Origin of the sequence: Paenibacillus allorhizoplanae (genome assembly GCF_927798215.1) — a bacterium.
In the GTDB taxonomy this organism is placed as follows: Bacteria; Bacillota; Bacilli; order Paenibacillales; family NBRC-103111; genus Paenibacillus_E; species Paenibacillus_E allorhizoplanae.
The window spans coordinates 642,273-656,861 of sequence record NZ_CAKMMW010000001.1; the positions used below are offsets into that span (position 1 = coordinate 642,273).

Annotated in this window: 9 protein-coding genes; 2 read left to right on the forward strand and 7 right to left on the reverse strand. The window is 43.5% G+C overall.

The window, feature by feature from the left end; genetic code table 11:
- The first annotated feature begins 231 nt into the window (after window positions 1–231).
- Both L6I86_RS02160 and L6I86_RS02165 read left to right on the forward strand, forming a co-directional pair.
- On the forward strand, window positions 232–423 hold the full coding sequence (locus L6I86_RS02160) for a hypothetical protein (protein WP_236284271.1): 192 nt from the start codon (window positions 232–234) through the stop codon (window positions 421–423).
- A gap of 54 nt (window positions 424–477) precedes the next feature.
- The gene (locus L6I86_RS02165) at window positions 478–618 is read left to right on the forward strand and encodes a hypothetical protein (RefSeq protein ID WP_236284272.1); all 141 of its coding nucleotides are present in this window, start codon (window positions 478–480) and stop codon (window positions 616–618) included.
- 209 nt (window positions 619–827) lie between these two features.
- Here L6I86_RS02165 and L6I86_RS02170 read toward each other — a convergent pair whose 3' ends face one another.
- The 7 genes from L6I86_RS02170 to L6I86_RS02200 form a co-directional block, all read right to left on the reverse strand.
- Entirely contained in the window at window positions 828–1,031 is a 204-nt protein-coding gene (locus L6I86_RS02170) for a hypothetical protein (RefSeq protein WP_236284273.1), read from the reverse strand.
- A gap of 125 nt (window positions 1,032–1,156) precedes the next feature.
- Window positions 1,157–1,372 (reverse strand): S-layer homology domain-containing protein, encoded by a 216-nt coding sequence (locus L6I86_RS35870; RefSeq protein ID WP_420851834.1) that lies wholly within the window; start codon window positions 1,370–1,372, stop codon window positions 1,157–1,159.
- A gap of 190 nt (window positions 1,373–1,562) precedes the next feature.
- Window positions 1,563–6,074: a family 43 glycosylhydrolase gene (locus L6I86_RS02175; RefSeq protein WP_236284274.1), complete on the reverse strand. Its 4,512-nt coding sequence runs from the start codon at window positions 6,072–6,074 to the stop codon at window positions 1,563–1,565.
- 214 nt (window positions 6,075–6,288) lie between these two features.
- Window positions 6,289–8,043, reverse strand: a complete 1,755-nt coding sequence (locus L6I86_RS02180) for an S-layer homology domain-containing protein (RefSeq protein WP_236284275.1) — start codon at window positions 8,041–8,043, stop codon at window positions 6,289–6,291.
- 142 nt (window positions 8,044–8,185) lie between these two features.
- A complete protein-coding gene (locus L6I86_RS35610; protein WP_276574786.1) occupies window positions 8,186–11,896 on the reverse strand; it encodes a carbohydrate-binding protein in 3,711 nt (1,236 codons plus the stop codon).
- A gap of 128 nt (window positions 11,897–12,024) precedes the next feature.
- Entirely contained in the window at window positions 12,025–13,017 is a 993-nt protein-coding gene (locus L6I86_RS02195) for an S-layer homology domain-containing protein (protein WP_236284276.1), read from the reverse strand.
- A 529-nt stretch (window positions 13,018–13,546) separates the two neighbouring features.
- The gene (locus tag L6I86_RS02200; protein WP_236284277.1) at window positions 13,547–14,569 is read right to left on the reverse strand and encodes an ABC transporter substrate-binding protein; all 1,023 of its coding nucleotides are present in this window, start codon (window positions 14,567–14,569) and stop codon (window positions 13,547–13,549) included.
- Between the last annotated feature and the right edge of the window lie 20 nt (window positions 14,570–14,589).

Consider the following 14,589-nt stretch of genomic DNA (forward strand, 5'->3'; position numbering starts at 1 on the left):
AGGAATACTATTGCAGACTTTCGGCTGGTGGAATAGTTTAAGAAGCTACAAAATCAACGATTTCAAGCCATTGTTGCACTTTAAAAAGCTTCAAATTCTATAATTTCAGTGATATGTCCGGTTGTTCTCGCAGCGCTTGGCACCGAAGATACGGTCGAATCGAAAACCGGTATTATCGTCAGCATTGCGACCAGGCGAATGATCCAAAAAGATTATATCGTCACGTAAGGAATGCGTGTCGAGGAATCGCTTTGCCGATTCGATGAGCATGTGATTCGTCTAGGCGAAGATTTAGCGTTTGCGCTTAAGCATACAGATGAAGATGATCGGCTTGTCTTTACACCGCATTACAAGCCGCATCGTGAAAGATACGGCATCTACTGGAGCCTACTGGACGTAGGGTCTGAAGAGCTGAAGAGCTGAAGGAGCATGTGAAGAAAGCGGAACGGGAACGGAACATAAGAGAGGCTACCCTGGATGCGATCGATACAAATTGGAAATGACCAATTCGAATTAGAGCATCAGGTACAAGGAGAACGAACATACGGCGGTACGTGGGAAGGATTGAACGGAAGAATGGAAGCGGATTTTCTACGAGCGGATCTTTGTCCTTCCTGATTCATTAACTTTAGGTAAAGAAGCCGTAACCATCACGTTCATGCCGCGCGAAATGGAGAATGGCATCTATGGCCTTCTTCGTACAATTAAATATACGACTTAAGAAAACGCTAAAAAGTCACCATTGCAGTTTTTTTGCAAGATGACTTTTTTTATGATTTACTTCTGTGTTGATCAATCAGATCATTGCGACTTCAGCCATTAAACACCTATGTCTGATCGGCGGCGACTACAAGGATATTCTCTTGTATACAAGCATATGCAGTAAAAGAGAGCCCGTTTTCCGAAGAGAGCTCGTTTTCACTTATCAGCTTTTCCTTCATCTTGAGAAGAAGCCCTTTCGCGTTACTATTATCAACTCTGACGGATACGGTGTATTGATGCTTTTTTTTGATATTATCCATTTCCAACATAGATAAATCCCTCCCATAATAAAGTAAGCACTTTCATCTTCGTGTAATTAGTTGCCCTACCCCATGCTCGGAAGCCATGTTTAAGGGGTAGGGCACCATATTCGCAGTATTACTTTATGTGATCATTATAGTAAATCAGATTTCCGTAACAATTGTTGTACCAACTTAGCAACCTCAGCTCTTGTCATAAAAGCTTTCGGAGCAAGAGTAGCTTCGTCTCTTCCACTTACAATGCCCGCTTGGATGCTATCAGCAATACCACTCATTGCCCAAGATGCACTTTCTGTTGCATCTGATGGCCCCTTTTCTATATCTGTAATTTGTATGTAACAAATTACTATGCTGTGATAATTACTGTTTACTGTTTACAGTTTAACTTAAACGTAATCATTTCAGAATGTAATTTCTTATTCGAAAAGTGAAGATTTCTATGAATTGACTTCGTAGATTCTAAGAAAAACCAACAAATACAAATATGCCCTATCCCTATGAAGATTTCTATCGGGATAGGGCATTACTGGCATTCAGTATTTATTCGAATATCTTGGATGCAATAAACGCAAGATCCATAATATCGATCTTATTATCGTTGTTCATATCAGCAATCTTGGCTGTCGCCCAGTCTGTGCTATTGGAATTCTTACCGTAATGGTAAGCTACCATCGCAAGATCACCTACATTGATGCTTCCATCCTTGTTGATGTCTGCCGACTTATTAACTTGCGCCTTGAAGGTATCTACTGCACTGCCTAGTGCTGTTACAGCATTGTCAACCTGGGATTGTGTCGCACTTTGGTTGTCCTTGACAGCTTTCGCTGCATTGAGGGCAACACCGAATGCATCTTTGGCTGCCTGCGGGTATTGACCTGCCGCTGTACCAACGACTGCTGTATCATACAAGCTCTGTGCACTCGTAATGGCTGTTGTCAACGCTGTCTTATCAACAACCGCTACAATAGCTCCTACTGAAATGCTCTTACTGCCAAGCTCCGCTTGAACCACGGTTCCCTCTGGAGCCACACCAAGCTTTGCCTGGGTAGCTGCAATCGTTCCACTGGTATTCTGAACACCGCCCTTTACCTTGAAGATTAGACTCAGAACCGGCGTACTGGCTCCAGATATCCCTCCCCCCGTATTAGCGGTGATGAGTCTCACTTTCCCGGCAGTGGATTTATCCTCCGTCACGAGCTGAATGTTATTGCTTGCACTTGCCGCACTCACATAGTCAAATACGCTGGAATCATAAGACAAGGTAATATCCTGGGCATACACATTTTGAGTCACGTTGTTCAGGCTAACAGCCACTGTGAAGCTGCTTCCAGGGTTCACACTGCTAGCTGCTGAAATGGCAGCTGCAGGTACAAGCGGCTGAGGCCAAACAGGATCTGTGGTTGCATCGCTGGTGGTTACATATATCCGGTCTATGATTAAGCCAGATTCCCTTCCCCATAAGTTCAATTCATGGGCACCAGCAGTAATATTCAATGGAGTGCCACCAGTTACAAGTGTACCTCCATTACTGAGATTGACCCATTTAAACTGACTGTTACTCACGTTCTGAATACCGTTGGAAGTGAATTTATACGTATTATCCAATCCAACGTGGACGGAGTCCGTTTGGAAACTATGACTCTTGGCAAGTATCCAGACATAGTAGGTTCCTGCCGTTGTAAAGTTGATCTTGTAATTCAGTCGGGAACCAGCAGCTAGGCTGGCAGCGTCAGTACCTGGTGTGACAGCAGTACCATCATCGGGACTAAATTGCATAGCTTTCGTGGACAATCCGTCAACAAGCGACCAGGTATGGCCATTTGCGGTGCCAAATACATAGGCATTGGCTGAGTTTGCTGCTGCTGCTTCTGCCTCAACGGCCACGATGGCTGGTGTATTAAAATTAATGGTATATACCGTAGCTTGTAAGCCTTCCCTGCTTACCGTCACCGTGGCCTTTCCTGGTACCGCCGATGCTTGTGTAATCGTAACACTCGCGCCAGGATCATTTGAAACCGCAGTAACTTGCGGCGGAGCTGATCCTACAGGAACATCTAGGGAATAGGTGTATGTACTTGGACTGAACCCATTCACTTGTGCACCGTTCAGCTGGAGGGACTTCAAATTCGTATCAAAGTTAGATCCAACCAACTTGTCATCTAATTTAAATGAGTCGAAGTCAACGTAACCACCTGTTGTCTTTGTTGAATAATTGAATAAGGCAAAACGGTAGCCCATAAAATGCGGTAGTGTATATGACATTTGAAGTGTGTTTCCTATGGATGCCCAACGCTCACCGTCAAGACTGTAATAAAACTTTGCTTTATCTGTCCTATTCTTAAAGTCCAACTCGCTCCTTAAATAAACAGTGTTTTGAGTGAGAGGGACACTTGCTATTTCCACTGCTGACCCTGAACTTCCATTCACCATAACAACCGATTTTGTAGTGCCGGACATTTTAACACCGACAAACCCGTAGTTCTGTTGGAAGGCGGAAATTCCCGCATAATCCCCGTCTTTCATATGGCTAACATCGATAGCAATTGTTCCTGAACTTTCAGGTCCGAAGGTTCTTTGTGTAAGCGTATTTCTGGCATCAAGAATACTAGTGCTCGTTCTTCCGGTAGTGAGTCTTAGATACCCCGGTCGGTCGGTAAGAGACCAGAATCTATTGTCAGGATTATGGTTCCACTGCCATACAAGTGCAAGATTGGATCCATTGTAGTCATTTTCTCCGCCTGCTACTTCTGTATGATAAGCTCCAACTTTCACTGTTCCCTGATCGAAGTTATCTGATGAAACCCAGGATCTTGACAGTACAGCAGGAATCCCCGTGTCATTGACATCCCCGAATACAGGCCATCCATCCTGACTCCATGTCATCGCTACAATGTAAGGTATACGTCCTACGGATCCATAATCCTGGAACAGCATTCCGTACCATTTTCCGTCAACGGCTTGAACAATTCCCCCTTGTGCTATACCCGCACTGTTGGAGGTGCTGCCCGATCTTAAAGCAATCTTTCCTTCATAGGTGCCATCTATCGTATCAGCCCTGTGGACTAATTCAGTACGAATGCTCCCTGTTGGCCATGAGATATTAAAGATATAATATTTACCATTAATTTTTTGAATGTGTGAGCCTTCAGCTCCAAGACCGCCAGAGCCTCCGGGAGCACTAGCATTTTGAATGATTGTTTTATTCATTCCGCCTGCTTTGATCGCTGTGGCATCTGAAGTAAGCTCAATAATCTTAATGGCTCCACCGCCATAAACCAGATATACACGCCCGTCATCATCAAACAGCAAGGACATGTCATGATAAACGCCACCAGCAAGCTCATACTTTTCCCATGGGCCCTTTTCGATGTCGGTGGTTTGAAAGATATACGTTTTCCCCGTATCATTGGAGGCAAATACCACATAAAACTTGCCATTATTGTATCTTAGACTGCTTGCCCATGAGCCTTTTCCATATATGTTTTGCCCATTTGAAAGCGTTTGTTTATCCGTCGACGCGAGTATATCATAGACATAATTGACGATTTCCCAATTTACGAGGTCCTTGGACTTCATAATAGGAACGCCAGGGTTCACGTGCATGGTAGTGCTGGTCATATAATAAGTATCATTGACCCGGATAACATCAACATCCGGTACATCCGCCCATATGATTGGGTTCTTGGCAATCGGTGTATAAACGTCCGCATAGAAAGTTGTAACACTTTTCCCCTTAAGCGCAGCTTGAAGTGAGCTTCCATTTACAGTGGTATCTCCTAAATTTGCAATATTCTCACTAGAAGAAGTTCTATACGTAGTAAACGATTTTACAGTTTTACCATTTACATTGAAAGTTAAAGGAGTGTCATTGTCATTTTCATTTATAGCTGTAATAACTAACTTTCCATTGGAAGGGTCTTTATATGCTGTTGTATATATGCCTGTTGCCGGAGATACATCCGAATTGACTCTTTTATAACCAGGTCTGACAAATCTGCTGAATTGACCAAGTGTATACAATCTTTTATTCAGGTCATAACTTTTGACAGAACCATTATCATCCGTATGAAATGTAATAAGTGCGCCTTTATCTCCAACCGAATTTACACTGTCTTTCGTGTTATTCCAAAGCCACCAATAGTTAAACGCATTTACTTCAGCTACCGTCATATCCTTATGGATCATTTTTGCCCAATAGATACCATCATTAATGGTTGGATCATTGGGTTCACCTACAGATGCTTCGGTCACCCATAATTTTTTATTATAAAGCTTCGTTTGCGTCAACCACTTTGCCCCAAGATTTGGATCTTGTTGATTTACAGCATACTGGTGTACACCAACGATGTCTACGCGATCCCTGCTATCGGCATCATTCAATGTTGGAACAGCCAGATCTTCACTAAAATTTAACCCCTCTGGCATAATAAGCTTCGCAGTCACACCTTTTTGTGCAAAAGTAGGTTTGAGATAGCCCTTTACAAAGTTATGAAAATCATCCGCTGACCAACTGCTAGATTCATAATTCGGTGCCCAGTTTGGCTCATTTTGTATTGATACAGCTGAGATATCTATTCCCTTATTGGTCTTAAATCCAGTCACATAGTCAGCTAAGAAATCAGCATATGCCTGATATTTATCAGTTCTGAGCTTACCACCGATCTCTCCGTTTGTTCCTGTGCTGCCAGTCTTCATAAACGGCGGAGGCGTCCAGGGAGTAGTGAAAAATTTGGTTACGTTATAATCCGTTTTTATTTTATTAAAAAGCCAGGTTGTACCATTAATATCCCAATTATTCCAATTCCATGTCCCTGATTCCGATACGATGTCATAAGGAAGCCGGTTTCTTACCATGCTAAGCCCTGCGCCAGTAGATGTACTAAAAAGCGCATCCAGTATTTCCTTCTGTGGCGGGTTTGCAAGATTTTGTACAATCCCTGTCGACCAAGCGTTGGATGCACCAAAGCCGTCGATTTCCTGCTTTTCAATATTATAATCTATATTAACCGTTGGAATGGATGCAGCATGAGTACTCTTATGAAAACTAAGCATGGATGATACTATCAGACTAAGACAGAGAGAAACTTTTAAAGCAGCTCTTGAGTCAACCCATCCGTTTTCCATTTATCTCTTCCCTTCACTAAAATGATTCTTGTACCTTACAAAGCTATGGGCCCAGTTGCTTGTAAGCATCATGGACCCATTACTATCTTAACAAGGATTTTTTACTACTTACATAATTGCCAAATGCCTGTTTGAATTAATTTCATTTCAATTCTAGATAGAGTCTGTAGATGACCGTAGCAGCTTGTGTTCTTGTCGATTTTCCTTTCGGATCGAAATATCCCTCTGACACTCCATCCATTAAACCTGCCTGTTTTGCAGCCCAAACAGCATCCTTGGCGTATGTAGAGATTTGATTCCCATCAAGGAAATTTGAGGCTGCACCATTTGCTTGTACAATCGTAGAACTAATAATCTTGGAGGCCCGATAAATAAGCACCGCCATATCTTCACGACTGATCTGGTCGTTCACACCGAAGCTGCCGTCATCTTTGCCTTGAACGAGGCCGATCTTCTGTGCTGAGGCTATGGAATTGTAGTACCATGCACCCGCCTCAATATCTGTGAAGGCTGCAGTTGCAGTAGAATCTGCTAGATCGAAGAGTTGAATCAACATCTTAACGAACTCTGCTCTTGTTACCTCCCCAGCCGGAATAAAATTACCCTCACTTCTACCGCTTACTACTTCACGAGCTGCTAAGCCAAGAACACCCTCATTTGCCCATGAATATTCATTCATGTCGCTAAAGGAAACCTGAACATGGTTAGCCGTATACTTGCTGAAGTGCGTAGGTTGAAACTGAACTTTGCCTGTTTCGATATTGTATTTCCCATTCCTGACAATTTCCAATTTACCATCTTCCGTTATATAGTAGATGACTACTTGATTCGGCTTTTCATTAGGTGCCAATGTATACGGTACTTCTACTAGGACACTTTTCTTGTTAAATTTTGTGATTTTACTACCATCTAAACTTAAATTAAAATCGTACACAACCGAACTTCCGACTTCTTCTCTGATATCCTGCGAAAGGTTGGCAGGGTCTACCTTTGCAATACTTAGTTGCAAATTAGATGTATCCGACAGGGTCCTTGCATCAAGAACATTTGGATTAATGGAAACTGTAGCAAGCCCCGTCTCAACCCTTAGCGTCTTGACGTCACCCGATTCTGAACGGAGCTGTTGGAGCTGCATCGCCGGCAGATTCAATTGGAGTTCCTTAACGTCAGAACCTGAGTTGACTTTAATCGTTACCGATTCATCTTTGGAATTTTTGCCCGCTTCAAGAAGAGCTTTTGACCCAACATCAATAGAAGCAACACCATTATTAACAGTCATTGTTTCCAGTAACAAAACAGATGTACCTAAGGTGCCCGGCGATGACGGATTTTCTGCCCCTTGGGAACCAGAGTTGGAGCCAGGACCAGAGCCAGGATTAGTGCCCGGACCAGTGCCGGGATCAGTTCCAGAGTTCGAATTATTAACCGACAATGTAATTCCGTTACCCATCTTCCCGTTCGTTTTTCCCAACTGACTATTGATAGTTGTCAAAGAACTTAGGGAAACGGAAGCTGCCCCTGCTTTGGAAGCTTTAAACGAAAGCGTAAATAAATCCTTATCCCCAGTTAGTCCCGACTTGTTTCCTGTTAAAGTAAAAACCAGCAATATTTTGTTTCCTTGTACTTTAGGTTCAAGCACGTATGCTTGATTATTCAGGCTGCTTGTGTAGCCCGTATACGCCAGTTGCTGCTCATCATACGTTAATTCCATCTCGGCAGCATACAAGTCTGTAAGTGCTTCGCCTGCAATGGTAATCGTAACGTTGTCTCCTATCTCGACGCTAGCGGCCGAAGAACGCAATACAAATTCATCTGCTACTTGTGCTGCTGCCGACAATGGAACTACAGTGGCAATGAACATTATAGCTAGGAAGAAAAAATGAAATTTATGTTTCATGTTCACGATCCCTCATTATAAGGAACGAATGGGAGACAAACGTCCCCCATCGCCCGTTTATTAGATTTAATTTAAATGTCTAGCATTCCGTTTTTTACGCAGCCAATAAGATACATACAACCACAACGAACGTGTGGGTCACTTATTGAAGTATCTTGGATGCTACATACGCAAGATCAAAAATATCGATCTTATTATCGTTGTTCATATCCGCTTTCTTGGCAGTTGTCCAGTCTGTGCTATAGGAGTCCTTACCGTAATTGTAAGCTACTATTGCAAGGTCACCTACATCGATGCTTCCATCATTATTGAGGTCTGCAGATTTAATTACGGTTGCCTTGAAGGCAGCAACTGCATTGCTCAGTGCTGTTACGCTACTGTCAACCTGGGACTGTGTCGCACTTGCGCTGTCTCTTACAGCTTTTGCTGCAGTGATAGCTGCACCGAATGCATCCTTGGCTGCTTGTGGGTATTGACCAGCCGCTGTTCCTACGACTGCACCGTCATACAGGCTCTGTGCTTCCGTAATAGCTGTTGTCAAAGCTGTCTTATCTATGACCACTACAATAACTGCTGCCCTGAAAGTTGTGCTTGCACTGCCCAGTGCTGTAACGGCACTGTCAACCTGGGACTGTGTCGCACTTGCGCTGTCTCTTACAGCTTTTGCTGCAGTGAGGGCTGCACCGAACGCATCCTTGGCTGCTTGTGGGTATTGACCAGCCGCTGTTCCTACGACTGCACCGTCATACAGGCTCTGTGCATCCGTAATTGCTGTTGTCAACGCTGTCTTAACCACTGCAATAGCGCCTACTGAAATGCTCTTACTGCCAAGAGCAGCGTCAATCACGGTTCCTTCCGGAGCCACACCGAACTTTGCCTGTGTAGCTGCAATCGTTCCGCTGGTATTCTGAACACCAGCCTTTACCTTGAAGGATAGATTCAGCACGGGTGTACTGACTCCAGATATCCCAACTCCGGTATTGGCGGTTATGAGTCTAACTTTTCCAGCAGTAGCTTTGTCCTCTGTCACGATCTGAATGTTGTTGTTGGCACCTGCCGCACTCACATAGTCAAATACGTTGGAGTCATAAGATATGGTGATGTCCTGCGCATAAACACTTTGTGTCACGTTGTCCGCACTAACAGCCACTGTAAAGCTGCTTCCAGGCTGCACGCTGCTGTCTGCTGAAATCGCAGCTGTAGGTACTAGTGCCTGAGGCCAGACAGGGTCTGTGGTAGCGTTGCTTGTCGTTAAATAGATTCGGTCAATGGCAAGGCCGTCTTCTCTTCCCCAGAAGTTCAATTCATGTACGCCAGCGGTAACATTCAATGTAGCTCCGCCAAACATACCGCCGCTAGAACCACTGATATTCGCCCATTTATACTGAGGTCCAAGTGTAAGACCCTCAATACCGTTAGTCGTGAATTTATACTGATTATCTAATCCAACGTGGATGGAGTCCGAATCGTAGCCAAGCGTCTTGACAAGTATCCAAACATTATAGTTTCCTGAAGTTGGAAAGTTGACTTTATATCCAAGTCTGGAATTGGCTGCAAGTGAAGCTGCATCCGTACCTGACGCAGTGAACACCGTATTAGGCCCGAAAAACATCGCTTTCGTGGACTGTCCATCAACAAGCGACCAAGTATGACCATTTATGGTGCCATATACATAGGCATTGACTGTGTTTTCTGCTGCTGTTTCTGCCTCAATGGCCACAACAGAAGGCGTATTGACAATTACACTAATTTGCGATGTTACAGCAGCGCCTAATGCTCCCTTAAAACTTACAGTAACATTTGCTGTTCCGCTTGCTTTAGCCGTTATAGTACCGCCCGCAACTTCTGCAATAGCAGGACTTGGATTGGTATACGTTGCTGTTTTGGTTACATCTTCCGTGTGTCCGTCAACATATTCTGCTGTTACTTTAAAGGTTGCAGTTTTGCCAGAATCCAACGTAACTGAACCATTGTCAATGGTAATCTTCTTCACCGTCAGTTCGCTGTTCAAGTCTTTTACAAGCATATTAACTGTATCTGTTTTTCCGCCATAGCTTACATCAATGCTTGTGGAGCCATAGCCCGTTCCGGTGACAACTCCGTTGCTTACGCTTACAATAGCGCTTTGTGCCGGTGTTGCGGCGGCCTGAGCAGTAACATCTGCACTAGTTCCATCTGCGTATATGGCTGAAACCTTCATGTTTGCCGTATTGTTTCCGGAAACAATATCAATCTTTTGTTTATTAATGGATGCGTTGATTGCAACTAGATCATGAGCAGCTGTCTTTTGCTCGAATTGCCAAGAATCTACCTTGAAGAGATTACCAGTTGATGCTCCCGTGTATACCATATATACATCATGGACACCTGTAGCACCGGAAACACTCGTGGTTTTTGTCTTCCAAACATCGTCTCCGCCTGTGTTGGAAATGGGAAGTGTCCCGATCAATGTGCCAGTAGCACTGTCAAGATGAAGTTCAATGTTTCCGCCGCCCAAACCACTTGCGACATTAGCTTTGAATGTTCCTGCGCCTGTAGCCCCAAAATCAACTTTGGATACCGCAGTCCAGTCTCCATCATTTATGCTGCTGACAGCCAGATTTACACTGCTTACCATGCCTCCTGGTTGTGTAGTCGTTTCAGTGGATATTCCGCCATTCCAACCAATTGTTTCGGCCTCAACCCTTGTATAAGGATTCAAATTTTGGAGCTGCGGAACACCTGCGTAATCGCCAGTAATAGGATTAATAACCCCGTTTGCATCAAAACTTACCTTATTGATGTTTGTATTACGGTATCCATGCGGTTGCCCACCCATTTGTGGATACATACCGCTTTCAGCCATTGCCTTTGCTACGGTCTGTGCGTGGTAGGTAACATACCACTGGTTGTTGAATTCAAAAATCGCATGGTGGTTGTTACCTCCAGCACCAAAGAACGTAGCAGGGTTGGGCAGTATTGTTTTGACAAAGGTAAATGGCCCCATTGGGTTGTCACTTACCATATAGCCAATTGCTCCCGTAGGGATATCCGATGGATGCCCGCTAGAGAAGTTCGTACAATAGGAGTAATAATACTTCCCGTTGTATTTGTGGATACCTGAATCCTCAAACAACCACGGTGGATTGATACGTCCAAGAGTCCCACCGCTTACACTCAGATCCAAACTAATCATATCCGCACCAAGCTTTGCAACACGTGCTGTTCCCGGGTCAGCATCTTTTCCTGCCGGAATACCGCCGCCGAAATACAAGTAACCGCTTCCATCGTCATCAACCAGTACCGCTGGGTCAAAAAGCCATGTAACATCACTAGCCCCAGGAGTACTTCTGCTTACCAATTGTTTTCCAATTGGATCTGTAAATGGGCCGATCGGACTATCCGCTGTGAGCACACCAATACCGCTTCCATTATCCGCAAAATAAAGGAAGAACTTCTCCTTGCCATCAATCGTTTTATGTGCAGCCGCCGGTGCCCAGGAGTTGTTTGCCCATTTTGCCGCACCTTGCGGCCCTGCTACAGGGATTTCCCCGTGGTCTGTCCAGTTCACCATATCATCGGACGAAACAACCGTAATCTTATTAATCTTACCGTATCCGTTATCCTTAACTGTCCCGTCAGCATTGTACTCGAATACATCATTTGTCATGTAGACATACACTCTGCCGTTATAAACCATGGCATAGGGATCGGCACCAAACTTTTGCGTAAATAGCGGATTGTTATTACCAGGTGTTTTAGCCAGCGCTGGAGTGAGCGTCGAAGCCGCTGCCTGCTTCTCCATAACTGGACTTAATGTAAATGCAAGAGTTAAAGCCATCGTCATCCCCAGCATTTTGTTCAATTTCTTCATAGAACAACCTCCTGTTTATTATTTGAATTCTCAATTAATTATTGATTTGATTTCTCCTGAAAGCACACACCTTGTTCCATGACAGGGTAGCAATTGACTATTCCGTCTCGGAATGCCGCCATCTTAGTCTACATGTTCAATAACCTATGTATGATAACGGCTGCTTCTGCTCTTATCGCCGTATCATTTGGCTTGATCATGCCATTGTAGCCCTGAATGATTCCTTCCTTGAGCAATTGAGCCAGTGGGCCTGCAGCATAAGCTGCTACCTCACTCGAATCACTAAAGCTGCTTAAGTCTGAAACTGACTCGTCCAGTATTTTTCCGGCAATCTTCATTGCTCGTGCAGCCACCACCATCATATCCTGTCTGGATATGCTTAGCCTCGGATCGAACAGGCTCTCGCTCGTTCCCTGAGCAATTCCAAGTTTCCTGGCTACCCCTACCTCTTTGTAATAATAGTCGGACTGTTCTACATCATTGAAATTGCCATCTACTTCTGCATTAAGATGTAAAGCTCTGACCAGCAAGCAAATGAAGTCTGCCCTAGTAATATTGTCCCCTGGACTAAAGGTAGTAGCCGACGTTCCTTTGATGATTCCCGAAGATGCTAGCGCTTCTATCTCCGTTTTTGCCCACTCATAGCCTTGGAGATCAACGAAGGCAGTTCCATAACTGTATACAGTTGCTGCAAGACTCGAATCCAGTGCCTTCACAGATACCAGCTTAATATTGGCATTTCCCTGGGCCTTCCCTTTGAAGATGATGGTGCTCAGGAGTAATTTCCCTTGCACTCCGGCCTTCTTCCCAACCTGTGTAAAGGCTATCGTCATTTGCCCGTTATCTACCTTTGGAGGTATGTAAAAACCCTCCAGCTTCGATTCCCCTTTAACCAACTCAACGATATCAGGATCGAATGTAATCAGCACTTCATATGCATAAAGGTCTTTTAAGTTGTTTCCATTCACCGTAACTTCCAACTCTTGATCAGGTGAAGCGCTTTCAATACTTTTACTTAGCGTGAAAACGGTATCCCCTTCTGCATATCCTGTTCGAGGGAAGCAAGCAACTATCAACACTGCAATTAAGTATAATACGAAAGTTAATTTCCCTTTTCTCATGTTAATCTCCTTAGAATGCATAATTTCCCATCCCCGGACTCACAGATACTTAATTTATTCAACTATTTTTGTTGAAGCATACGTAAAATTCGTAAGATAAACCTTACATTCTTTCGGAAACTAAGTTCCCACTCATTAACAGCTACCATCGTCAGCTTTGGCCAGTACTCTGCACTGAACATCTCCCCCCAAGGGGAGAAGTCTTTTAATAGTGTTTAGATCAAAGATTGAGCAGACCCCATACCTTTTTTCTTACTCATTCTAAGACTCCTCTCGTATTCCATCTTTACTTCCATTTGATTACACTCCTTTTAGTAATTTGTAATTACCAAAAAATACTGTGGTGTGATAATTACTAAGTTTAGTTTAACTTAAACGTAATCATTTCAGAATGTAATTTCTTATTCGAAAAGTGAAGATTTCTATGAATATACGATATAAATTCAACCAATAAGTGGATCATATAAAAGTATACATTTACTATAAAATAACAAACATTATACTTTTATAATTCAATCCAATTCTTCCTTTAATAACTACGAGATGCTATTTCTTTTTCTGCTGTCACTTGTGTAAATACATTTTCAGGGGTAACAATACGTTTCGGCAATGTGCTGCCTTTCACGATTTCTTTCACAGCTTGAATGAGATTTGGCCCCAGCAACGGATTACACTCAACCACTAAATTAATTTTACCCTCATTCATCTTCTCAAGTGCTTTCCTCGTGCCATCTACGGTGATAACCACAATATCCTTTCCCGGAACTAATCCATATTCTTCTATCGCCTCTAAGGCTCCAAAGGTCATATCATCGTTATGGGAATATAACACACGAATTTCCCTCCCTTTTTCTTGCAAAAATTTCTTCATCACTTCTTTACCTTTAGCAACAGTGAAATCCGCGTTCTCACTCTTCAAGAATTGCAAATCACCACGCGAAGAAATGACGTCACGGAATCCCTTCCCCCGAGCAATGGATGGCGTTGATCCCTCTGTACCTTTTAATTCAACAATACCTACTGATTTCATCGATTTGGGGATTTTATCTAATAAGTACTTCCCTGCTTTTCGACCTTCCTCATAAAAATCAGAACCAATATATGTCACATACAGCGATGGGTCAGTGACATCTACCAGCCGATCAATAATAATGACTGGAATTCCTGCTTGTTTAACTTCTTTCAGAATAGGCTCCCATCCCGTTTCTACAACAGGAGCAATGGCGATGACATCCACTTTCTCTTTGACAAACTCTCGGATAGCCTCTATTTGCTTTTCTTGCGATTGCTCTGCGTTTTGAAAGTTGAGTTCGACATCAGATTCGGCTGCAGAATTTTTAATAGATGACGTATTGGCAAGCCGCCATTCACTTTCAGATCCTAACTGCGAGAATCCTAAGACTGGCTCTTTAATTGTGGGCGTTGTTACAGACTCCTCATGGCTTTCTTGTCCAACCTTTCCCGTTGCTTCATCTACTTGAGCTTGCTCACAACCAAAGAAGCACATTAGAATGCTTAGCGACACAATCAGTTTAGTAAGCGCTAACAACATACTCTTCGGTCTACTCTTGT

Excerpts from the sequence above, each read along its gene's own strand:
- L6I86_RS02160 (WP_236284271.1), top strand. The coding sequence starts at position 232 with ATGCGTGTCGAGGAATCGCTTTGCCGATTCGATGAGCATGTGATTCGT.
- L6I86_RS02165 (WP_236284272.1), top strand. The coding sequence starts at position 478 with ATGCGATCGATACAAATTGGAAATGACCAATTCGAATTAGAGCATCAG.
- L6I86_RS02170 (WP_236284273.1), bottom strand. The coding sequence starts at position 1,031 with ATGTTGGAAATGGATAATATCAAAAAAAAGCATCAATACACCGTATCC.
- L6I86_RS02175 (WP_236284274.1), bottom strand. The coding sequence starts at position 6,074 with ATGCTTAGTTTTCATAAGAGTACTCATGCTGCATCCATTCCAACGGTT.
- L6I86_RS02180 (WP_236284275.1), bottom strand. The coding sequence starts at position 8,043 with ATGAAACATAAATTTCATTTTTTCTTCCTAGCTATAATGTTCATTGCC.
- L6I86_RS35610 (WP_276574786.1), bottom strand. The coding sequence starts at position 11,896 with ATGAAGAAATTGAACAAAATGCTGGGGATGACGATGGCTTTAACTCTT.
- L6I86_RS02195 (WP_236284276.1), bottom strand. The coding sequence starts at position 13,017 with ATGAGAAAAGGGAAATTAACTTTCGTATTATACTTAATTGCAGTGTTG.
- L6I86_RS02200 (WP_236284277.1), bottom strand. The coding sequence starts at position 14,569 with ATGTTGTTAGCGCTTACTAAACTGATTGTGTCGCTAAGCATTCTAATG.